This window comes from Mucilaginibacter glaciei, from assembly GCF_014773245.1.
GTDB lineage: Bacteria > Bacteroidota > Bacteroidia > Sphingobacteriales > Sphingobacteriaceae > Mucilaginibacter > Mucilaginibacter glaciei.
The window spans coordinates 623,804-646,321 of record NZ_JACWMX010000002.1 but is presented as its reverse complement, the minus strand read 5'-3'; the positions used below and the strand labels follow the sequence as shown (position 1 = coordinate 646,321).

Annotated in this window: 25 protein-coding genes; 12 read left to right on the top strand and 13 right to left on the bottom strand. The window is 40.8% G+C overall.

Annotated features, from left to right (window positions below):
- Positions 1-145: 145 nt before the first annotated feature.
- Entirely contained in the window at positions 146-358 is a 213-nt protein-coding gene (locus tag IDJ76_RS07560; RefSeq protein ID WP_191162338.1) for a hypothetical protein, read from the top strand.
- Between the two features lie 60 nt (positions 359-418).
- Positions 419-1,519 (top strand): sensor histidine kinase, encoded by a 1,101-nt coding sequence (locus IDJ76_RS07555; RefSeq protein ID WP_191162336.1) that lies wholly within the window; start codon positions 419-421, stop codon positions 1,517-1,519.
- Between the two features lie 82 nt (positions 1,520-1,601).
- On the opposite strand, the gene IDJ76_RS07550 is transcribed toward IDJ76_RS07555, so the two are convergent.
- From IDJ76_RS07550 to IDJ76_RS07530, 5 genes are all read right to left on the bottom strand, one after another.
- Positions 1,602-1,961 carry a response regulator gene (locus IDJ76_RS07550; RefSeq protein WP_191162334.1) on the bottom strand — a complete coding sequence of 120 codons (360 nt, stop codon included), beginning with the start codon at positions 1,959-1,961 and terminating at the stop codon, positions 1,602-1,604.
- Position 1,962: 1 nt separating this feature from the next.
- Positions 1,963-3,495 carry a PAS domain-containing sensor histidine kinase gene (locus IDJ76_RS07545; RefSeq protein WP_191162332.1) on the bottom strand — a complete coding sequence of 511 codons (1,533 nt, stop codon included), beginning with the start codon at positions 3,493-3,495 and terminating at the stop codon, positions 1,963-1,965.
- A 529-nt stretch (positions 3,496-4,024) separates the two neighbouring features.
- The gene (locus tag IDJ76_RS07540; protein ID WP_191162330.1) at positions 4,025-4,954 is read right to left on the bottom strand and encodes an alpha/beta fold hydrolase; all 930 of its coding nucleotides are present in this window, start codon (positions 4,952-4,954) and stop codon (positions 4,025-4,027) included.
- A gap of 10 nt (positions 4,955-4,964) precedes the next feature.
- The gene (locus tag IDJ76_RS07535; protein WP_191162328.1) at positions 4,965-5,846 is read right to left on the bottom strand and encodes an NmrA family NAD(P)-binding protein; all 882 of its coding nucleotides are present in this window, start codon (positions 5,844-5,846) and stop codon (positions 4,965-4,967) included.
- Between the two features lie 75 nt (positions 5,847-5,921).
- Positions 5,922-6,485 carry a Crp/Fnr family transcriptional regulator gene (locus IDJ76_RS07530; protein ID WP_191162326.1) on the bottom strand — a complete coding sequence of 188 codons (564 nt, stop codon included), beginning with the start codon at positions 6,483-6,485 and terminating at the stop codon, positions 5,922-5,924.
- Positions 6,486-7,286: 801 nt separating this feature from the next.
- Between IDJ76_RS07530 and mnmH the strand changes: the two genes are divergently transcribed.
- From mnmH to IDJ76_RS07490, 8 genes are all read left to right on the top strand, one after another.
- Positions 7,287-8,321 (top strand): tRNA 2-selenouridine(34) synthase MnmH, encoded by a 1,035-nt coding sequence (gene mnmH / locus IDJ76_RS07525; protein ID WP_191162324.1) that lies wholly within the window; start codon positions 7,287-7,289, stop codon positions 8,319-8,321.
- Entirely contained in the window at positions 8,321-9,361 is a 1,041-nt protein-coding gene (selD, locus tag IDJ76_RS07520; protein WP_191162323.1) for a selenide, water dikinase SelD, read from the top strand. Before mnmH ends, selD begins: the two co-directional genes overlap by 1 nt.
- A gap of 72 nt (positions 9,362-9,433) precedes the next feature.
- Positions 9,434-9,910, top strand: a complete 477-nt coding sequence (locus tag IDJ76_RS07515; protein WP_191162321.1) for a rhodanese-like domain-containing protein — start codon at positions 9,434-9,436, stop codon at positions 9,908-9,910.
- A gap of 395 nt (positions 9,911-10,305) precedes the next feature.
- The gene (locus IDJ76_RS07510) at positions 10,306-11,049 is read left to right on the top strand and encodes a DUF547 domain-containing protein (RefSeq protein WP_191162319.1); all 744 of its coding nucleotides are present in this window, start codon (positions 10,306-10,308) and stop codon (positions 11,047-11,049) included.
- Complete coding sequence (locus IDJ76_RS07505) at positions 11,042-11,377, top strand: arsenosugar biosynthesis-associated peroxidase-like protein (protein WP_191162317.1); 336 nt, start codon at positions 11,042-11,044, stop codon at positions 11,375-11,377. The genes IDJ76_RS07510 and IDJ76_RS07505 overlap by 8 nt, the downstream gene beginning before the upstream one ends.
- Positions 11,377-12,426, top strand: a complete 1,050-nt coding sequence (gene arsS / locus IDJ76_RS07500) for an arsenosugar biosynthesis radical SAM (seleno)protein ArsS (RefSeq protein ID WP_224746231.1) — start codon at positions 11,377-11,379, stop codon at positions 12,424-12,426. The genes IDJ76_RS07505 and arsS overlap by 1 nt, the downstream gene beginning before the upstream one ends.
- A gap of 11 nt (positions 12,427-12,437) precedes the next feature.
- Entirely contained in the window at positions 12,438-13,100 is a 663-nt protein-coding gene (locus IDJ76_RS07495; protein WP_191162315.1) for an MIP/aquaporin family protein, read from the top strand.
- A complete protein-coding gene (locus IDJ76_RS07490; protein ID WP_224746230.1) occupies positions 13,097-13,714 on the top strand; it encodes a TIGR04282 family arsenosugar biosynthesis glycosyltransferase in 618 nt (205 codons plus the stop codon). The genes IDJ76_RS07495 and IDJ76_RS07490 overlap by 4 nt, the downstream gene beginning before the upstream one ends.
- On the opposite strand, the gene IDJ76_RS07485 is transcribed toward IDJ76_RS07490, so the two are convergent.
- Complete coding sequence (locus IDJ76_RS07485) at positions 13,711-14,403, bottom strand: TIGR04283 family arsenosugar biosynthesis glycosyltransferase (RefSeq protein WP_191162313.1); 693 nt, start codon at positions 14,401-14,403, stop codon at positions 13,711-13,713. The two genes, IDJ76_RS07490 and IDJ76_RS07485, sit on opposite strands and share 4 nt — an antisense overlap.
- Before the next feature lie 72 nt (positions 14,404-14,475).
- Between IDJ76_RS07485 and IDJ76_RS07480 the strand changes: the two genes are divergently transcribed.
- Positions 14,476-14,952, top strand: coding sequence for a TlpA disulfide reductase family protein (locus tag IDJ76_RS07480; protein WP_191162311.1), 477 nt, complete (start codon positions 14,476-14,478; stop codon positions 14,950-14,952).
- On the opposite strand, the gene IDJ76_RS07475 is transcribed toward IDJ76_RS07480, so the two are convergent.
- Positions 14,936-15,925, bottom strand: a complete 990-nt coding sequence (locus tag IDJ76_RS07475; protein WP_191162309.1) for an NAD-dependent epimerase/dehydratase family protein — start codon at positions 15,923-15,925, stop codon at positions 14,936-14,938. The two genes, IDJ76_RS07480 and IDJ76_RS07475, sit on opposite strands and share 17 nt — an antisense overlap.
- 12 nt (positions 15,926-15,937) lie before the next feature.
- Positions 15,938-16,909, bottom strand: a complete 972-nt coding sequence (arsM, locus tag IDJ76_RS07470) for an arsenosugar biosynthesis arsenite methyltransferase ArsM (protein ID WP_191162307.1) — start codon at positions 16,907-16,909, stop codon at positions 15,938-15,940.
- Between the two features lie 245 nt (positions 16,910-17,154).
- Between arsM and IDJ76_RS07465 the strand changes: the two genes are divergently transcribed.
- Positions 17,155-17,820: a sterol desaturase family protein gene (locus IDJ76_RS07465; RefSeq protein WP_191162305.1), complete on the top strand. Its 666-nt coding sequence runs from the start codon at positions 17,155-17,157 to the stop codon at positions 17,818-17,820.
- Between the two features lie 755 nt (positions 17,821-18,575).
- Here IDJ76_RS07465 and IDJ76_RS07460 read toward each other — a convergent pair.
- From IDJ76_RS07460 to IDJ76_RS07440, 5 genes are read right to left on the bottom strand one after another with little or no spacing between them, the layout of a single operon-like run.
- Positions 18,576-19,196: a c-type cytochrome gene (locus tag IDJ76_RS07460; RefSeq protein ID WP_191162303.1), complete on the bottom strand. Its 621-nt coding sequence runs from the start codon at positions 19,194-19,196 to the stop codon at positions 18,576-18,578.
- Positions 19,193-19,867 carry an SCO family protein gene (locus IDJ76_RS07455; protein WP_191162301.1) on the bottom strand — a complete coding sequence of 225 codons (675 nt, stop codon included), beginning with the start codon at positions 19,865-19,867 and terminating at the stop codon, positions 19,193-19,195. The genes IDJ76_RS07460 and IDJ76_RS07455 overlap by 4 nt, the downstream gene beginning before the upstream one ends.
- Positions 19,868-19,903: 36 nt before the next feature.
- On the bottom strand, positions 19,904-21,577 hold the full coding sequence (locus IDJ76_RS07450) for a cbb3-type cytochrome c oxidase subunit I (protein WP_191162299.1): 1,674 nt from the start codon (positions 21,575-21,577) through the stop codon (positions 19,904-19,906).
- Positions 21,578-22,030, bottom strand: coding sequence for a cupredoxin domain-containing protein (locus IDJ76_RS07445; RefSeq protein ID WP_191162297.1), 453 nt, complete (start codon positions 22,028-22,030; stop codon positions 21,578-21,580).
- A 9-nt stretch (positions 22,031-22,039) separates the two neighbouring features.
- Positions 22,040-22,192: a hypothetical protein gene (locus tag IDJ76_RS07440; protein ID WP_191162295.1), complete on the bottom strand. Its 153-nt coding sequence runs from the start codon at positions 22,190-22,192 to the stop codon at positions 22,040-22,042.
- Between the last annotated feature and the right edge of the window lie 326 nt (positions 22,193-22,518).

The following is a 22,518-nucleotide window of genomic DNA, read 5'->3' as shown; positions in this document are numbered from 1 at the left end:
TAACTACTGATGAATGATAGTGGCCTGAAAGCCGTGATGCTTGCCGATTCACCAAACCTTTCAATAAAATGACGTAGCCGAGGTCGCCGTTGAATCTGAAGGCAACTGGAAGACGGCTCGTTACCATCTTTTAAATATTAACAATATGAAAACCAACTTTCAAACTTCACTGCACATTAAAACGCCGTCTGGATTTGAAATTTACGGCAACTTTGATCTTGGGTCTGACCGTGAGCGAGCGATGGCTATTGTAGAACAGTTTAAACTTGTCAAGTTGCCTATTTACGTATCTTTTGAAGATTTACCTAACAATTTAATACCGTCCATTCGTTATCAAGATACGCTGCTTGATAAATAAGCTACCTGTCAATAAAATACAGTATTTTTACACGACGATGTATTGTATGATCTGATCAGAATGAGTGATATAGCCGAAAGTAAGTTTCCTGCAGATAATAGCTCTAACCAACCCTTTCTTGCTTTAAATATAGCAGATGTTGCCCTCGAATCAGCTCAAGTTGGCATTTGGATTATCGATAGGGTAACCAAAGATTTTTTACCTTCAAGCCGAACCAAAGAATTGTTTGGTTTCCTACCTGATGAAGATATGTCGTTTGCCGATAGTATTTCTCAAGTTGCAGATAAACATAAAGAAACGGTTATAAAAGCTTTTGAAAACGCTTTTAAAGGCAACCACAATTTATACTTAGAATTTCCTGTAATAGACCGTACTCAACATAAAAACAGGTGGTTAAGTGTAACCGGAGGGTTCAGTAATCAGGATGCCATTAGTAACTATTTTTCGGGAATTGTGATGGACATTACCGAACAAAAGCAAAATGATCTTCGGAGAAGTAAATTCATAGGTATGGTTAGCCATGAACTAAAAACTCCTCTTACGGCGTTAAAGGCCTATGTCCAGATGCTAAACAATTGGGCTAAAAAGCAGAAAGATAGTTTCACTATTGGGGCATTGTCAAAAGTAGATAAGCAGGTTCGGAAAATGCTTAATATGATCAATAGCCTGCTTAATTTATCGGGAGCAGAGGCCGGAAAAATACATTTAAATAAAACAGAATTCATTTTAGATCAACTGATTAACGAAGTGGTCGAAGAAACGTTGTTTATCACGTCTTCGCATAATATCGTGGTAGTTCCCTGTGATATGATTACAATCAACGCTGACCGTGATAAAATAGAACAAGTGCTTGTAAACCTGTTAAGTAATGCCGCTAAGTATTCAGATAAAGCCTCTCCAATCGAAATTGGATGCGCATTAAAGGGGGAAGCCGTGGAGATAAGCATCACAGATGATGGTCTTGGTATAGCACCCGAAGACATTGCAAAGTTATTCCTCCCTCACTACCGGGTAGAAAGCAAAGAGACAGAGAAAATAGCGGGTTTCGGAATAGGACTTTATTTATGCTCTGAGATCGTCCAAAAGCATGGCGGTAAAATCTGGGTTGAAAGTGAACTTGGAAAAGGCAGTACGTTTAAGTTTACAGTACCACTTAATTGAACTATACTGCTAATGAGTTAATTAACGATTAGATAAATGATGTACGATTATGTATGTTACAAGTAATCAGAGCTACCGGTGCCTAATGCATTAAATGTTTTTCGACAATGTCGAGTAATGCATCTATATCATAAGGCTTTTCCAGGAAGCCATCTGCACCTGAAGCGTAAGCTATTTCCTTAACGTCTTTACTGGCCGAAATGACAATAACCGGCAGATGTGTGATATTAGGGTTTTTTCTTACTTCTTTTATCACTTGGTCGCCTGACAGGTTTGGCATCCACAGATCAATCAGCAGCATGTCCGGCATTTCTTTTTCGATCAAGTTTTCTACCATAAGGCTATCAGTGACTGCTAAAACATGATGACCTGAATCTTCTAAAATTAGTTTGGTAATGTCCAGGATTTCCTGCTCATCGTCGCAGATTAATATTTTCGCCATATTATGAACGATTAACAGGAATAGTAAAACTAAATACAGAGCCTTTGCCTTCTGCGCTTTCAACCCATAAAGTACCTTTGTGTTCTTTTATGATCTCGTTACATACGTATAATCCGATCCCCACTCCCGGAAACTTCTCCGCGATTTGGTCGGCACGGTAAAATCTCTCAAAAATACGCTTATGATCCCTTTCGTGAATACCAACGCCGGTATCAGTTATGGAGACTTTTAAATAACCTGGCAATATGCTAATGTGCACTTTCACAGAGTTACCATCTGGTGAATACTTTATGGCATTGCCTAATAAATTCAACAAAACCTGTTCTAACCTGCCGTAGTCTGCAGTTATTTCTATTTGTGACGAACCACCAGTAACTATAATATTATGGGTTTGTGTCGTCGCCAGGATACCCTCGACAGCCTCATTTATTAAATGTGTAAAATTGAAGGTGGTAAAACTAAAGCCAACTTTTCCTGACTGTATCTTAGAAACATCAAGTAAGTCATAGATCAGCTTTTCCAGCCTTAAAATTGACTTGGAAGCGGTTGCGAAGCCTTCCGAATATTGGGTGTCATTATTTCGCTGCGCTTTCCTTTGTAATAGTTGCAGGTTGCCTTTAATACTTGTTAAAGGCGTTTTCATCTCGTGACTGGCAATACTGATGAAATCTTCTTTTCGCTGTTCTATTTCCCTTCGCTCTGTAATATCTTCGATAGCCAGTAATATCCTGTTCTGGTACTTTCCCTTTAAAGTAACTTGCCTTGCATTTAAGACTAATAGTTTCCTGCCAATTTTTGGAAATTCACTTTCAATTTCAAATCCTTCAAAAGGGTTGTTATGTGGTAAGACATTGATCAGAAGGTTTTTCAGTTCCGGTAGGTTCCATCTTCCGTCATTATGCTCGAACAGAACTTTACCTTTAATGTCATCTTGGGCTATCTTGAAGAAACGGCAGAAATGATCATTTACACTTAGTACCTGCATGTGCTCATTCAATACAACAAGGCTTTCCCTGATTGTTTCAATAATGCTTGATAAATAAGCTTCGCTGTACTGAAGATCCTGAGTGCGTTCTAATACGCGCTCTTCGAGATAGGATTTCTCTGCAGCAAGGGCTTTTTCAGCTTCTTTCCGCCGGGTGATGTCGTTTTGTATGCCGATGAAATTGGTAATGTTACCGTCCTGATCTTTGACAGGCGATATCATCAGTTCATTCCAAATCAACCGCCCGTCTTTTTTGTAATTTCTGATCTCTACCTGGCAATGTTCACCTTTTGCAATCGCTTCCCGCAGCAAATTCCGGGCTTCCTGGTCCCGGTCGCCGTCCTGTAAAAAGCGGCAATTATGCCCAATTATTTCTTTGTTAGTATAACCCGTAAGGTATTCAAATGCTTTGTTACAGTATATGATGGGTTCGTCAGGCTGGCTATTATCTGTAATTACTACCCCGTTACTGGATGCACTTACGGCTGCCGCGAATAACCTTATATCAGTTTGATCTACGTGCGGTAATTGTCTTAAAAAATCATCCATAAATGAATATTGTACAGAAAGAGCATTGGTTCTATTTCGGTAACAGTTTTTAAGGGTAATAGTTTGATGAATCGTCTTTCGCAAGCAATATCTTATTGAGAATGGAACAGGGTTTTTAACCGATTTTTAAAGTCTTTTATTATGGAAAACTCTTCTCAAATTTCACTGCAGATTCAAACGTGTAAGGATTTGACACTTAGGGCAGATTTGATCTCCTCTTTGACAATGAGCAGACCACGTAGAGCGTAAAACAGTTTAAAGGCAGAGATGATATAGCAGAAAACTCCATTCTCTATATGGATTTTACTGAAGTGAAAACGGCATCACTCTTCCGGTAAAGATACTGCATTGTACATCGGATTAACTATCACAACACATCCGCATCATTACCCGCGACATCTTTAAAAATTTGAGGCTCTTAAAAAATGACATTGTTACTGATTTTTTTTCTGTTTAGCAGCTTTAGTATGTTATTTAAATGCGGAATTTGCATTTTAAATAACATACAAGCATTTACGGGTATATCGCTTTATACAATTAAAAAAGACGAAACAATCTCAATAATTTTTTCAGGCTTTTCCTCATTCATATAGTGGCCGCTATCCAATAATCCTACTACCTCGCAATTTTTTGCTACGTAAGGCAAACCCATTTTCATATAGTTATAACTAACGTCGCTGCCAATACCTAAAACAGGCATCGTCAATGGTTGATACGTTTTGCCATCTTCGATGTCTTGAGTAAAAGTTTGATACCAGGCGTTTGATGCGCGGATGTTTTCAGGATTGTTATAAACTGATGCATAGATTTCCCGGTCAAAGGCAGGCATTTTTGTCTCGTCAATCATCACATATGCGAACAGCCAGTCCAATAAATGCTGAAACCTTCCTTCCAGTAATTTCTCGGGCAATTCTTTAACTTGATTAAAGCCCATCCACCATACATATTGCGCGTTTCCAGTCATTTTTTTATTAAATGTACCTAAAGGGGGGACTAAAGGCATTTGTAACATCCCTTCGCTTGGATGAGCGCCGTCCATTATCACCATTTTACCAATACATTCAGGATAATTGAAAGCCATGCTCATGGCTACCATGCCGCCTATATCATGTCCAAGCAAATGTATTTTCTCCAAGCCAAGCTGCTGAGTAAGTTCGTAAATGTCTTTCGCCATCGTTTTTTTGTCATAACCGGATTTCGGTTTGCCTGAAGTACCCATGCCGCGGATGTCTATTACGATAACCCGGTATTGCTGGGCAAGTGCCGGTGCGATGTTATGAAACGAATACCAGGTTTGCGGCCATCCTGGTAGGCAAATTAGCGGTTTGCCGGTACCACCTTCCACATAGTGCAACACCACATTGTTAACCGTTAGGTATTTATTCTCAAATCCCGGCCATTTTTTGATCAGTTCTTCGTCAGAATATTGTTCCGTCATTTTTTGTTCTTCGCTATTCATAATTTATCTATTAAATATTTACATCTACGGGCGACCAGCTCAAACCTGTATACCGGTCATTGTCTAACTCAGCATGATGAGCTAAAAACATACTATAGAGGTATTGCGCCTGCTGCCATTTTGGATAAAGTTCATTTTCTCCTTCAGGATAAGCCGCACGTTGCGTTTTAATGTAAGCTGAAAAGCCCGCCATTGATCCCATATCGCTCAACTGAAATTTTGCCCCTTTATAATGTTCACTTAAATCAACCAGATCATTGGGACTTACCCTAAAGCTGGCTATCCTTAAATATCTCGGTGCAAAGTGGTCTAGCGCTGTCATTGCCGTAAAGGCTGCTGTATCATCCATGGTAGTGAAATCAATTTTCCAGTCTGCCTTATCGTCGTAATAAGCGATAGTTTTTTCCTTTACATTAAACAGCGGTGTGTTATACCGCAGGACATCTGCAAAAGCGCCGTTGAATATTGAGGTTGCCTGAATGGAACTTTTATCAAGTATTTCCTGAAACTCTTTGCGCAGATCGAAATTTCGATTTTCACCCATTGGGATGCCTTTAAAATCTGTAGAAAAATCCGATGGTATAAAACGGGGTACACCAGCAGCGACCGCTGCATTTAGGATTTTGGTTTGCATATCCACAATCACATCGTGCAACCCTGCAAGGGCAGAAACGATACAAGAAACACCTTGACAGGCACCGATCAATTCCTTTTCATTGTGAGAGTCAACTATAAAAACGTCAATACCCATTTTTTCGAGGGTAAGTATTTTTTCCTGTTTACTTTCTTTACGAACGACTGCCCTAACCCGCACATTTTGTTTGGTTAACGCCCGGCATATTTTTTCACCTAGATGACCTGTAGCTCCTACTACTAATATTAACTTTTCCATTTGCATTTGTTTTGACTTATGCAAAGCTAACTACGGAGAAAAGTTCAAAAACTACCATTTGGTAGTTAATGAAGGTTACTTGATGTTTTTTCGGATGCGACTTAGGGCGTTGGGGGTAATGCCAAGATAGGAAGCGATCTGTTTGACCGGAACTCTTTTGATTAGTTCAGATTTCTTCATGAATTCCAAATAGCGCTCTTCTGCTGACAATGTTTGGAAACTGATGATCTGATCGATCATTCTGACAGCCATTGCCTCCCATGTAATTCGGCCAAACTCCTGCCAGGCAGGAAACTGCTTATACAGCTTTTCCATTTCGGGCATATCGATGTAGATCAACTCAGTATCTTCTATAGCTTCAATGTTAAACCTCGTCGGTTTTTGTGGGTTAAGGCTGGAAATCTCTGTAAAAAACTCGTCATGGAAAACCACCCAGGCTGTAAGCTGCTCGTCAAATTCGCCAAAAAAGAAACGGAGCGCACCAGAGTTGATGTAGAAATATTGATAAGCAATCTGACCTCTTTTTAAGATGAGTTGATTTTTTTTTACTTGTTTTGTTTTAAAACTTGCAAGAATGGTTTCAAGGTCTGAGTCTCTAATAGCAATTTTTGATCTTATGAAGTTAGAAAGATTTTTCATCAATTGGATGGCTAAATTTATGATCGCTGAATTAATACAAAAATGTCTTATTGTAAGTTAATCAATACAGTTTCATTATGATTTATTTAGAGGCTTTAAACAGTAAAATAGCTATCTTTTCAATCCGGAAATACACGTTACTTTATGAACGTTTAATTTTTCTAAAGCCCGTTCAAAGGCATCTCATTGTTTTAAATATAGTTTTTTATTTTTTAGCAGCCGATTAAGTCTCGTTTCAAAAAGTGAGCAAAATATCTTTATGACTATTAAAATCTCAGTTAGTTGAGTTTGAAAGCTTACAAAATTCCACATCGGAACATTAAATACGATCAAATAGGCCTAGTAAAACAGCAGCGAAGAGATGCAGCAAAGCAAATGGATAACCCGGATGGGCGGACATGGGCTAATGCAGCAGGGATAGCGGAGCCTTAGTAATATGATACAGCAGGTCAGCCCGGCCACTTCAACAACCGAAAAAAGATATTCCTGCTTTCCACAGCAGGAATACTTAATTCAAATTCCCTGACTATCGTAATATTTAAAATCATTGCATTAATGGCTGAATAATCTTCCTTTTGCTCCAGGCTTAAGCCGCCATTAAAGCCAGAGCATTAAACAGAACCTAGTATCAGTTTAGGGATAGTCGCTGTATCGATCCTTCTAAAAATACTTGGAATTTTCGCATATAGGGTAGGGGTTGTCGGGCGTAAAGGTTCAACGCTGGTAGTTGTTTTTAACGGGTTGCGTTTGTTGATTTATCTGAACGGGCGGAAGTAAATAGTAACGTATATTTACAGCCTAATGTTCAAACCGATAACGATCAATAATTTCCTACTGCTTAAAGACTCTGTTGCTTTAGTAGACGTACGGACACCTGCGGAATACGCACATGGCCATGTACCGGGCTCGTTTAATCTCCCTTTGTTCAGTAACGAAGAAAGGATTAAGGTTGGTACAACCTATAAGCAGGTTGGCCGGGAGGAAGCGATTTTGTTAGGGTTTGACCTTGCCGGCCCTAAATGGTCGGGCTTTATTAAGGATGCTTTGATCATCGCACCAAAAAAAAAAATTGGTGTTCATTGCTGGCGTGGGGGGATGCGCAGCGGGGCGATGGCATGGGCACTCGACCTTTACGGCTTTGAGGTTTATGTCATACAGGGTGGCTATAAAAAATACCGAGGCTGGGTGCATCAACAGTTTGATCGGCCTTACAATATTCAGATGCTTGGCGGAATGACCGGTTCTGGCAAAACGCGTATCTTACAGCAACTTCAAGTAATGGGTGAACAGGTCATTGATTTGGAATACCTGGCCCAGCACCAGGGTTCATCTTACGGCAGTATGAATAAAATGGTGCAGCCTACTCAGGAACAGTTTGAAAACAACCTCGCTGAACAGTTAAAAAATACACATCCGCAGAAAAAGGTATGGGTGGAAGATGAAAGCCTGACCATCGGCAAACGTTCCATACCTAACCCCTTTTGGCAACAGATGCGCGATGCCGCCATGATTGACATTAAGGTGGATTTGCAGCAAAGGGTTAACGCGCTCGCCGATGAATACGGTTCTTTAGATAAGGATTTCCTAATTGAATCTACGGAACGTATCCGCAAACGTCTCGGGCCGGAACAAACCAAATACGCGATAGAGGCCATCATGGAAGGCCGCATGAGGGATTTTGTAAAGATCGTATTGGTCTATTATGATAAAACCTACCGTACTGGTTTGAGTAAAAGGGATGTTTCCAAAGTGCTTTCGCTTGAACTTGATGATACAGATATAGCCACTCAGGCCAATAATATATTAAATTTTACAATCAACGCGGCAGCTAACTAATGGTTACGACATCAATAAAACTCACGCAATATTCTCACGGTGCAGGTTGTGGCTGTAAGATCAGCCCTGCCATTTTAGATAAGATACTGCATAGTCCCATTGTGACAACACCTGATGCGAGGCTTTTAGTCGGCAATGATAAACGAGATGACGCGGCTGTTTTAGACCTCGGTAACGGTACCGGGCTGATCTCTACTACGGATTTTTTTATGCCGATTGTTGATGATGCTTATGATTTTGGCCGTATCGCATCGGCCAATGCCATCAGCGATGTTTATGCGATGGGCGGGAAACCGGTTTTAGCCATTGCTATTTTAGGATGGCCGATTGATAAACTTCCACCTGAAGTAGCTCAAAAAGTTTTGCAAGGTTCTCGTGCCACTTGCGCGGAGGCCGGTATCACATTAGCAGGTGGCCATAGCATTGATTGCCCTGAGCCGGTCTTTGGCCTGGCGGTAAGTGGCATAGTTGATCTCCCAAACCTAAAACAAAATTCGACCGCAACTGCAGGGTGCCGTTTATACCTGACCAAAGCTTTGGGTGTAGGGATCTTATCTACCGCGCAAAAACGTGGCGTATTATTGGCCGAAGATGCCGCTATCGCTTTAAAGAGTATGACCACCCTGAACCAATTAGGGGAAGTTTTTGGAAAGATGGACTATGTGAAAGCCATGACCGATGTAACCGGATTTGGTTTACTGGGGCACTTATCTGAAATGTGTGAAGGCAGCGGCTTATCTGCAGTAATCGAGTTCGCTAAAGTGCCTGTTATACCCTCTCTGAAATACTATCTCGATCAAAATTGCTTTCCGGGTGGTACCCAGCGTAACTGGAATAGCTACGGACATAAGATTGGGCCGGTTACCGAGGAACAAAAATATATTTTAGCTGACCCGCAAACCAGCGGTGGTTTATTGGTAGCCGTGGCCGAAGAAAGCATACTTGAATTTGAAACGCAATTGGATAAATTGGGACATGACGCCCTTTCTATCGGCTTCTTAAAAAATGCAGGCGAAGGCCCTTTAGTTAGTGTATTTTAGTCTTCCTTTTGACTATCTTACCATAGATAAATTTCATATTACCTTATGAAGGTACTTTTAATTCTTTTTTATATGAAAAGCAAAATACGGTTAATCATTTGCAGCCTGCTGATTGCAGCGTTATGGTCTTGCAAAGTAGTGGCGCAAACATCCCCAGTTGCTGTGCCATCTGTACTGAATAATTATCCCTGGACGGATACTGAATTGATGGAACCTGCGGATTTGGCAGCCAGTCTAAAGGAAGCGCCGGCCAAATGGCCGGCCATATTAAATATTGGGGCGGTAGAAGATGTCAAAGGGGCAAAACATATTGGCGCGGTAGGTAAAGAGGAAAATATGAAAGCGCTAAAAAGCGCGGTCGCTGCGCTGAAAAAAAACACGGTGATCATTATTTATTGCGGTTGCTGCCCGTTTGCTAAATGCCCTAACATACGGCCCGCTTTCATGGAGTTGAAGAAGATGGGTTTTACCCACGTTAAATTGTTAAACCTTCCGGTAAACCTGCAAACCAATTGGGTAGCTAAAGGTTATCCTTTGGCAGGAAGCTGATCAGCAGTTGAGGAGGCTGGATCGCCAGCTTATCTTAATCAAACACTCTGTAAATCAATAAGGCTAGTATCTTTCTTTAACGCTTCAAAAGATTTTTTCAGGTTTTAAAGATGATAAGATGAACATTCAGTTTTTATCAAAATAGATAAACGCGGTAACAAATTTATGCAGTTTTTTCTTATTCAATAGGTGTATCACTTAGCGCTGACGGCAGTGACAAAGTATTGAGATAGTGATTCCAATTAGACCTTTCGAATTAATAAAACTTTAAAAACTTCTTCCAAATTAATTCTTATTTCCTTTTCATAAAGCCATAAGAAATTTTATTACGTAATTTATGTATGCTTTTGAAACGCTCCATCAGATCAGCTTGTACTTTGTTTTTTGTGTTGATAATGGCATTAGCCGATGCCCAGCATAAAACAATCAATGCTCCTGACTATATCAAATTATCGGAAAACTTTCTGTATGCCGCTAAAACAAGCGATAGTACGGCGTCCTTTATTGATACATTAAAGAATGCAGATCAAAACTTTTTAGCGGAACAGTTGAATACCGATCATAAAAAACTGGCATTTTGGTTAAACCTGTATAACGGTTTTACACAGGTGATATTAAAGAAAGATCCGGATCAGTACAAAACGCGCGGTTCCTTTTTTTCCAGTAAACAAATCCACGTTGCGGGGCAGGTATTAAGCCTTGACCTGATTGAGCACGGTATCTTACGGCATAGTAAGGTGAAATGGGCCGAGGGTTACTTAGGTAAGCTTTTTCCTTCGGCCTTCGAAAAGAAATTCCGTGTTGAAAAATTGGATTACCGTATTCATTTTGCCTTGAACTGCGGGGCAAAAAGCTGCCCGCCAATCGCTTTTTATGAGCCCGAACAATTGGATCAGCAGTTAAATGTGGCAGTTAAAACCTATCTAAAGGGTGAAGTAACTTTCGATAAAGTGCAAAATATAGTGGAAGTGCCGGCCTTGATGGGCTGGTTCCGCCATGATTTCGGAGGAAAAAACGGCATGTTGGAAATTCTAATAAAAAACAAGATCATCCCCGAAGGGACTAAACCAACTATCCATTTTAAAAATTACGACTGGAGTTTATATTTGAATAATTATAAATCTGAAAACAATGGCTGATCATTATTATAATGCCGAAGACCTCGGTAAGTTTGGCAACATCGGTGAATACCAAAAAGAAATGGCCGATAAGTTCTTTTCCTATTATGGCGAAGTATTTAAGGATGGCGCATTAACAGCGAAGGAGAAATCATTGATCGCTTTGGCTGTGGCACATGCAGTACAATGTCCTTATTGTATAGATGCTTACAGCAGCGACGCCTATGAAAAAGGCTTTAGCGAAGCACAGATGATGGAAGCGGTGCACGTAGCCTCTGCCATTAAAGGCGGCGCGGTATTGGTACATGGTGTACAGATGATGAACAAGGTGAAAGAAATTAGCATGTAATGATCAAATCCCTAAAAGTTCTGCAAAATCCTTTAGCTAACAGTTCCTATCAACTGGATATATTAGAGCATAACCCTACCCACAAACATGCATCGTTCAAAGAGAAAGTTGCGGGCATAGGTATGCTTCCACTATTGGCTGTTGGTGTAGAAATTTTTCAGGTAAACATGGGTAAAATGTGTAACCAGGTTTGCAAACATTGCCATGTAGATGCCGGGCCTGATCGTAAGGAGGTCATGACGCGGGATACCATGCAGCTTTGCCTGAACGTGTTAGCTAACTCTCCAATTAAAATAGTTGACCTGACGGGCGGCGCCCCTGAACTGAATCCTGACTTTAGGTGGTTTGTGGAACAGATCAAAGCTTTAGGGAAGCACATCATCGTGCGTTGTAACCTGACGATTATCTTAGCTAATAAGCGTTTCCATGATCTGCCGGAATTTTTTAAACTGCACCGGATAGAAGTAGTTTCCTCTTTACCAAGTTTCACGCAGGACAGGACGGATAAGCAACGCGGTGACGGCGTTTTTGAAGATTCCATTAAAGCACTCCAAATGCTGAATGCGGTTGGGTACGGGATAGCGGACACCGGGCTAACTCTAAACCTGGTTTATAATCCGGCAGGTGCCTTTTTACCGCCATCGCAGGATGCACTGGAAAAAGAGTATAGGTTTGAATTGATGAAAAAATATAACATCAGTTTCAATAAGCTTTTTGCAATTACCAATATGCCCATCAGCCGGTATCTTGATTATCTGTTGACGACCGGCAATTACGATAAGTATATGGAAAAACTGATCGGCGCATTTAACCCGGCCGCAGTTAAAAATGTGATGTGTCGCAATACGATCTCTGTAGGATGGGATGGTTACCTGTACGATTGTGATTTTAACCAAATGCTTGACTTGAAAGTTACCCCTGCAACTTCACAGCATTTAGCAGATTTTGATTTGAGTGCATTGCAAAACCGCGAGATCATTTTAAAACAACATTGCTACGGTTGTACAGCGGGCGCCGGATCCAGTTGCGGCGGTGCAGTTGCAGACTAAATATTGACCGAATGAAAAAATACCTGGCAGAGTTCATAGGTACCTATATTATGGTTTTTTGCGGCACAGGTGCGGTCGTTATAGATGAACAGGTACATACCGTTACCCATTTAGGTGTAGCGGTTACCTTCGGTTTGGTGGTGATGAGCATGATCTATGCATTAGGTAGTGTTTCAGGTGCGCATATGAACCCTGCCGTAAGTATCGCGTTTACCCTGGCCAAACGCTTTCCGGCAAAATGTCTCATCCCCTATATTATTAGTCAGCTTACAGGTGCAGCATTCGCCAGTTTAACCTTAAAATATCTTTTTCCTCAAAACACAGACTTGGGCTGGACAGTACCTTCGGGCTCAAATGCGCAGTCATTTATTTTGGAACTCATACTCACCTTTATTTTAATGCTGGTAATCATCAACGTAGCCACGGGTAGTAAAGAGCAGGGTATGTTTGCCGGGCTTGCCATAGGAGGTGTAGTTTTATTCGAGGCGCTTTTTGCAGGCCCTATTTGTGGGGCTTCTATGAACCCGGCGCGGTCTTTTGGCCCTGCGCTAATCACTGGCAATTTAAATGCCTTATGGATTTATATATTAGCGCCTGTTGCTGGAGCCGCACTCGCTGTACTATGCTGGAGCTATTTTTTCAAACAACCGCCCGAACTTAAAATAACAGCATGATTACCGATTTTAACAAGGAAATGAGGACAGCACTCATTATTTTTGTACGGCACCCTGAGTTAGGGAAAGTTAAAACCCGCCTGGCAAAAGTTATCGGTGATAACAAGGCTTTGTACGTTTACAATTTATTATTAGACCATACACGGCAAATCACTATTCCTTTAAACTGCCGGAAATTTATTTATTATACCGATCAGGTCATAGAACACGATATCTGGACTTTACCCGGCTATACCAAAAGGCAGCAATTTGGCGAGGACCTGGGCGCAAGGATGTCAAATGCATTCAAAGAATTATTTGACCAGGGTTTTGAACGGGTGATGATCATCGGCAGCGATTGTTATCAATTACAAACGGATATACTTGAAAAGGCTATAGCTGCTTTGACCGGGAATGACATAGTTATAGGACCCACATTTGACGGTGGGTATTATCTGTTAGGCGCAAATCGCTATGTGCCTGAGTTATTTACGGATAAAGCATGGAGTACCGATCAGGTAACAAACCAAACGATAGCAACCGTGAATCGGCTGGAATTAACGTACAACTTACTCCTAAAATTACACGATGTAGATGAAGCGGCGGATTTGAACTTAAACGGAATCCAAATTTAGCGGTAATTAAGCATCGCCTTATATTTCAAAGCCATGCTTTCCTGGCTTGCCCCTTTCAGATACATCCTAACAATGGTGTAGTTAGCCTTTTGAACAGTAAACCAGCCATTGGTATCGTATTTCCTGGCAGATATAAGTACAGGTTTATTGATGATCTTATATTTTCCTAGCTTCCTTGCCCGTGTGCAAAATTCAAACTCCTCCATGATCCTCATCGTCCCGTCAAAACCGCCGGTTTGTTGAAATAGATTTTTGGTAATGAAGAGTGTCTGATCGCCACCCATACCACTGAAGGTATCCAACCTGCTTAACACAGCGTTAAGTTTAAGCAACCAACTATTACTATCATAAGTAGAAAGATACCGGCCCATATCATACCCGGTTTCAACAGCATCTACAATATCCGTTATATAGGTTTGAGGAGGTAAAGTATCAGCATGAACAAAATAAAGCAAGTCCCCCTTAGCCAGTGAAGCGCCAAAATTCATTTGTGCTGCACGGCCTTTTTGAGGGCTAATAACGCCCTTTGCGCCGAAATTATTTGCCGCTAACAAAGTATGATCACTGCTGCCGCCATCTACAACTATGATCTCTGCTAAACTACCTTTACCAAAGCGCATTAGGTAATCCACCAGTTTGCCGATATGTTCAGCTTCATTAAAAACAGGAATGATAATGCTTATCTTCATCGTTTAATTCACGCATCTAATTGGTTAAAATGTACGTATATCAATCAGTGCCCGTTAAAGTTAATTAAAGTCATGACAAATAAAATCATATATACCATCGCTTTTTGCTTGTTGTTATCATTCAATTTACAAGCACAGCAAGTTAAACTCATTACAGTTTCACAAATGGAAAGCCGAATTAAACAAGGTAAAGACACTACTTACGTCATTAACTTTTGGGCCACCTGGTGCAAACCCTGTGTAAAGGAATTGCCTGAATTTGAAAGGTTCAAAATGGCAGTGAAAGGTAAACCTGTTAAAGTGATCCTGATCAGTACCGATCTGAAATCCAAGTTGGAAAGCGGTGTGCAGCCTTTCGTAAAATCTCATCGGTTAACCGGCGAAGTTTATTTACTGAACGAAGCGCCAAATTCCTATAATGAAAAGATAAGTGCCGATTGGTCAGGTGCACTGCCCGGAACACTCATCATGAAAAATGGTAAAAAGAAGTTTCACGAGGCGGCTTATACTTACGATGAATTAGTGGCGGCTGTTAAACAGGTTGATTAAGCCAATTTAGCGTTTTACTTACCCCTTCTCTTAAAGGAAGGATGGTATAACCTATCTCCTCTTCAGCCTTTTTGGAGCTGACGATCCAGTGTTTATTGTACTTCCTCACAAAAGGCGGGGTTATCGTGGGTTGTTTTCCAAATAAACGCGCCATCAATAACTGTATCCGGGATAGGAGCAGCATAACAGGCAGTGAGACATTATACATTTTTCTTTTTACACCGGTAAGTTCATCCACCAAGGTAAAAAACTCGTTGTAGGTGGCATTCACACCACCCAATAAATAACGTTCACCTGGTTTAGCTTTTTCCATAGCGGCTATCAACCCGTTTATCGTGTCGTCAATATAAACGTAGTTACCTATACTTTTTCCGTTACAGGGTTTGATCTTCCAATGCCCACTTATGTACATTTTCATCAAACGGGTAAATCCATTACTTTCAGTAAGTAACCCCGGTCCATAAACGCGGCTGGGGTTGACGATGATCCCACGGATACCTTTAGGAATATAAGCTTTTAGCAATTTTTCAGCCTCCACTTTGCTTTGCTCGTAAAGCGTTTCCAGTTTGGGGTTAGGGTTGGTCAATTCGCACACGGGTTTACCATCTACTGAATCTCCCACAACCCCCGCAGTAGATGTGAATAGGACGTTTGTAATACCCAATTGCAAACAGGCATCTAAAACGTTTTGAAGGCCTTTTACATTGATGATATGAAAGCTTTGGGGATCCCGATGCCACACCGAGGCCAATGCAGCCAGGTGGTAAACTTGCTCACAACCAGCCATAGAATTTAGCAGGGAATCGGGATCTAAAATATCTCCGGTAAATAAGAGGATATTGTGATGATCCAATAACGATTTACCTTTTTGTTGATTACGGACAAGCGCATGTATAGTATGCCCGTCACCCGCCAGCTGTAAGGCCAGTTTTTGCCCGATGTAACCGGTAACGCCCGTGATAAATATCTTCATCGGATGGATTAATTAGCAGCAGCCACCGCCGTCATAAAACCACGTGGAGTTTGATATAAAAATATCATCACGATTCAATGCTGCTAAGTTCCCGGCTGTTTTATCACAAACAGCTAAAGGCTGGTTAGGCATCAAAACATGGCCTTTTTTATCGTCAAAATATTCCTTTTCACCATAATAAATGGCGGCTTTACCTGTAAACACACAAGGCCCGTCAGCAGGCATAGGGTCTTTAATGGCACAAACTTCCACACTCTCAATATAAAGCAGTTCATCTGTAGGATATTGTCCGGGAGCCAAAATGCGGTATGGCCTTTTAGCCCTTATTTCTATTGTGCCAAAGCCTATGTCAGTTATACTTTTTATATAATCACTTAACGTCAATGAGCCCGTAAGGCATAAAGCACGTAACCTGTCGTCGTTACGTAATTCTTCGTTCATAGGCTGGTCGCAAACCGGATCAGACATCACTAATCTGCCACCTGGTTTTAATACCCGGTATATTTCGGTTAATGCTTGTTTGAGGTCACTCTCCTTAAAAATATTAAACAGGCAATTTTGCCCGGCTACGTCTATAGAATTATCCGCTACAGGTAACGCCAAAGCAGAACCCTTACGCAGATCAATAAATTCCTTTTTGAACCACGGATTTAACTTTTCCGCTTCCAATAGATTATCGGAACAGCTTTGCAGCATTTCGTCCACAATATCGACGCCTATAACACCCTGATTATGTCGGTTAAAATAGGAAAATTGCAAAAGCTCCATACCACCGCCTACACCAACATAAAGTATTGTTGGATCATTAGCGAGATCGTTGGCACTTACGATGGAGCCGCATCCATAATTCATTTCCTGCATGATATTAGGTATCTCCAAGCCAGGAAAGGCGTTCATAGGAGTTGTGGTACAGCAGAGGCCAACATCAGGTTTTAATGCGGCATTGCGATATACGTTGACCGTTTCATCAAGATAACTATCCATGGTTCGTTTAATTATAAAAGATATACGTTGTTTATTAGAGGGCGGCTTTTTAAATTATAAAATACAGTCCTATTTTTAAGCTAATAAAACCCTTTAATAGTATTTCATCGTAAATTTAAGAATTGAAGATATACCTTAAAAATGGATTTATGAAGTTTAAAATAATTCCATGAACCATTTGATTTTATGAGACAAAACATTTATTCTGCATGAATAGTACGTTCCAGGGTTTGGCGGTCGGGCTTTTGTTTTTACTCACTTATGTTGCGGAACATCTTTTCCCGCAACGCAAAGAGTTATTGAAAACCAATCATGATTTAAAAAACATCATGGTGGGCGTGGTTAATCTGGTGTTTTCCTTTGTAACCGGATATTATTTACAAAAACTGATGCAATACGCTTTGGTGAAGCATATTGGATTGATTCATTTTGCCAAAATCCCTAACTTGCTATCCGTAGTCCTACAAATCCTTTGTATTGATCTTTTCGTTTATTGGTGGCATCGAACCAATCACAAGTTACCCCTATTCTGGAGATTCCATAAATTCCATCACGAGGATGAAAGCATGAATACAACCACGGCAGTCCGATTTCATACCGTAGAGCTTTTTTTCGCCGTTATCGCTAAAGCAGTGTTTCTGACCTTTATGGGTATTACTGTTTCCGGGCTGATCGCCTACGGTATTTTGTTTTTTCCAGTAGTGTTGCTGGTTCACTCCAATATCAGGATAAATCAAAAAGCTGATTTTTTGTTAAGGAAAATAATCATCAGTCCGTTGATGCACCGGATACATCATTCAAAAGTTGTAGTTGAAACTAACTCTAATTATGGATCGGTCTTCCCATTTTGGGATCGTATTTTTAAAAGTTATCGAAAAAAACCAATTGGCATGATCAAGTTTGGGCTATAGTACCAACTTAGAATCATAAGATATCAGCTAAATTTGAACCATCAGAAATATTAAATTTAACCCACTAATCTCTTCAAATCTTTAAGAAAATGATTCGATATTATTCCCCTACGGGCTACCAATATTATCATATTACCCTTGTAAGTTATTTACTTACAAGGGTTTTGTTTTTACTCTCAGTGCTACTGTCAACTACAAACCTTATAAATCAGCATTTTTTGAAGTTTTTTGAGCTTAAAAGAATTTCTTAACTAACAATGTAATATACTCTTGGTTATCGTTAGTTTAAATATCCTCCTGAATTGCGGAGCAGCCAATTTACGAAATAGGCCGATCCCATTCAATAGCATTAAATCTATAATCGGGATCCAAAGTCTATGTAGCATTATTTCTAAATTACCATCATTAAAGTAGGGCTTAATAAGAGTTAATAGCTGAGTAAGAAGAAAATAGAATAGGGATAATAGCGGCATCCGTCGGCAGAAGATACAGCGGATCAGCCCAGCCCCTTCAGTATCACAGGAACAATTAAGAAGGTTTACTGTATATTCTCAAATTAAAAGCGCATGGAATTAAAGGCCATTCATTGCTCCGTCTTATGAACATAAAAACGTTTTAGGGATCTAATCAGGGGAATGGAGCGTTATCTCGGGATCAACATGCTAAAGGATAAAAATGATTTTGTGCGGCTTACTTAGTTTGTAATTAGTCCGTCACTTCAAAATTAAGCCTTTCCTGTAAAGGTTTTGATAGATTTAAGACAAATTGTCCCCAGTAATGGTCTTTTGCCCATGTTTCTCTTTCAGGTTAACAATTAAAGTTTTTGCTTTAATAACAGTAAACAACGTAAGCAGTGATAAAAAAATCAAAACAGCAATAAAAAACCAGGTACGATAGTCATTAGGTAAAATAGGTACATGTGTGCCCGGCAGGTCAATATACACCACTTGCCTTACAAAACCCGATTCACCCTTATACGGGTCATTATCTTCTGGAGCCATCGTTATGGGTAATTTCGCTATAGCATTATTACTTTCGCTCCTGATATAACTGATTATGTTTTTAATATCCTGATCACCCAGACTTGGATGGTCGGGCATTACCGTTTGGTTAAACTGGTTAAATAGCCTTAACGCCGAGGTATCCCCGCTTTTGATCACCGATTGTGAAGAATGAATAAATTTGATGAGCCAGGCTTCGCTATGCCGGTGAGACACATTGCGCAGGGCAGGGCCAACGATACGTGTTTGAACCGCATGACAGGAGGTGCAATTTTTCTGAAATAGCGCTTTTCCCTGTAAAGTATCAGGCTCTGCGGCGCTGGCGTTACAGCCAATCGGAAGCAGGATAATTACACTTAATAGGATCGTTTTCATAACGGTGTATTTGATTTGTTTTTGGGCATCAACTTTAACCGGCTTATATCCTTTATCAGACGGTTGATTTCATCGTTGTCCGTACCGGTGTAATAACCCCGGATATGTTTTTCACGGTCAATGAGCACAATTTTATCGCTATGTATAAAATCATTGTCCCCGCCATCACCATCTGTTGCCGTGATGAATAAGCCATTGCGGGCAAACAGATAAAGACCTGATTTGCTTCCGGTAGCCAATTGCCATTGCTGCAGGTTAATATTTTTCTTTTTCGCATAGCTTTTGAGTTTCGCAGGACTATCGTGATACGGGTCTACGGTTAACGAAACCAAGCGCACCTGATCGTCATTTGGAAAAGCCTCTTGAACGAACCTCATACCCGCCATCATTTTAGGACAAATGGATGGGCAGGAAGTGAAAAAGTAATTGACTACCCAAACTTTTCCGCTAACGAAATCACTCTTTACCAGGTTGCTGTCTGCGTTCAGAAATGCAAAATCCGGAACCGTGAAGTGTTTCGAATCAGGATCTTCTATGGATGTACCTTTTTTATAATAGGGTAACGCTTCAACGTTATTCTCGTACCATCGCATTAGGGTGAATGCCAGTAGTGGCACTGTAACTATCACCAAAAAGAACAAAACAATTGCTTTCCCTTTGATCGGTTTCATTGCCATTTATTTAATATCCGATTGAACATAGCTACCTTATTTCTGTAAGTTTTGGGGACTGTCCGGCTGGAATTTATTAGGCACCGCTTTTGAATACTTAAAGATACTTATGAGCGCCGGCACATAGGTGGTCATTACTAAAACGATCATTAAAATAAGCCATGGTTTCATGGTCAGTAATAGCGGTATGTCCTTTTCTTCATGCAACTCTTCCGATTCGGGCAAAATAAGCTGTGGTTCATTTACGCGTTTTCCCATCGCAGTGGCAAAGAATACGATAAAATAAAGTATAGCGGCAATACCCATTATGATACCTCCAACCAGCGTTGTGGTTGTTGTCGGCACGAAATGATGATTAAACAACGGGCTGTCCGGATTAGTGTAGGATAAACCAAGGTTTGTTCTCCGGGGCTCGCCCATCAAGCCTCCGGACATTAAACCATGAGATAAAAATGCGATACCCACCATCCAAACGTAGGGTACCATCACGGCGAAAGTTTTAAACTTGAGCGCCTTGCCTGATACCGTACTGTACATGTAAAGGCTCATGCCGAGGATCACCAGGATAACTGGTCCGGCGACGGTCATGTGGAAGTGTCCGGGTACCCAGTCGGTATTATGAACCAGTTGATTCAAAGTGTAAGAAGCATTAACAATACCTGATAACCCGCCAAAAATGAACAGGATCAAACCACAGATGAAATACCCGAAAAGATATCTATCAACCTCAAAATACGGTAATTTCCACATCCAGCTGAAAACACCTTTTGCACCTCTTTTCCTTGCGGCATATTCTAAAGACGCCGCCACGGTAAAAGCGGTCATAAAACTCGGGATCGATACCGCATAAGTTAAAAGGCTCGCCCACAATTTAGTACCGGGTGTAAATACCGGTTCGCTGAATTGATGGTGTACACCTACCGGCATCGATAGTATCAGGAATAATAAAAAAGCGAGCCGCCCTGCATTACCCGAGTAAAGTTTACCCCCTGCTACTTTAGGCAAGATCGTATAGTAAGCGACATAAGCCGGTAACAGCCAAAAGTAAACCAGCGGGTGCCCAAACATCCAGAACAGCATGCGGGTCAACGGAACATTGATACTGTCTGTCCAACCTAACGACCAGGGAGTTAATATTACCAGCGTTTCATAGGCTACAGGAAGTGTGGCGACAAGCCAAATTGAAAAATTAACAAAAGTGCCCAAAATGGCCAGGGGCATTCTCTTTCCGGGGTTTTCTTTTTTCCAGCTGTACCATATTTTGATCCATCCGAAAAAAGCTATCCAACTGCCGACGATCAGTAAAGCGGTACCAACATAAAAAAATGGAGAAGCTTTTAAAGGGGCGTAAAAAGTATATAGTGCCTGCGCCTTACCCGTCAGCATAGCCACTAGGTCCATCAGCGTACCAACCACCATTAGCAGCATAGAGATCTGATAAGTTAATTTAGGCGGTTCTCTCTTTAAATAATAGGAAACGGTTACATGTCCAAAAACCACGGCAAAAAATGTAGTGAGCACAATAGCATTTATCACGCCATGCATCGTTAGACCCTGGTAATAATTAATGCCGGCTACCGATGATTGGTGAATAATGCCTGCACGATAAATGGTTTGCATAACACCGTTATAACAGCCCAGTATAAAGAGCGTCATGGGCATTAGTAAGCCGGTAAGTATTACCGTCCGGTATGGTTTGCTAATGTTCATTTAATAATATTTTTTAGGAGTGATGGTGATTTTGCCCATCATGTACTGATGGCCGCTTCCGCAGTATTCATGACAAAGGATTCTATACACACCGGCTGTTTCAAAAGTGACAGTGGTTTTTGTTGTCGCACCGGGTACAGCCATGAGGTTAACGCCTTTTTTTACGATGTTAAAACCGTGCACAACATCATCCGAAGTGAGATAAAGGTCGATGGTGCTCCCTTCCGGAAATGTGAGGTCTTCAGGCGTAAAAGCCCACATTTTGGCTACCCCGTAAACTTCATACGTCGACCTGTCAAGTTTTTTTACATGCGGCACTTTAAAAGTGCCGGAATAAGTCACGCAGGCAGGCACATCAATGTTCCGGCTGAAATCATTATAAAGAATAGCAAAGAAAAAAGCAGATAGTAAAAGTCCTGCAAGCACAATTACCCTGATCTCATATTTATTCATATCGATAGCTTAAGAGTGCCTTTCTAATTGAAGGTTGTAAAGACTGAACCAGATCAGCGCGGTAAGTGCTAACAGTAAGGTAATAAAAACGATGGTGCCTATAGGCGCAAAATGTTCTTCTTCCGTTTTAGGGGGCCTTTCGACCGTGTTATCTGTTTTCATGTAAATATGAGTTAGCGCGTACTTGCTTGGCAAATCGGTGCCAGTCAAATCTATTCAATACGAGAAAGATAGCCGGTGACACACGTCATTAATAAATGTGATCTTCGTCATAGGCTGAATAGATGTCGGCCAAAAAAATCACTTAACTACCGGAGTACAAAAGGGGGTGAAAAACTGATATTCAATAAGTTGTGTTTGTTACACCATACCCGTTAAAAGTTACATAATCCACACTTTGACAAATGAGTTTTTGGTAGTGTGATCCAGCATAATGATTAATTATTGATGCCTATGTTTAAAAGGCTTCACTTGACATGCGGAAACAT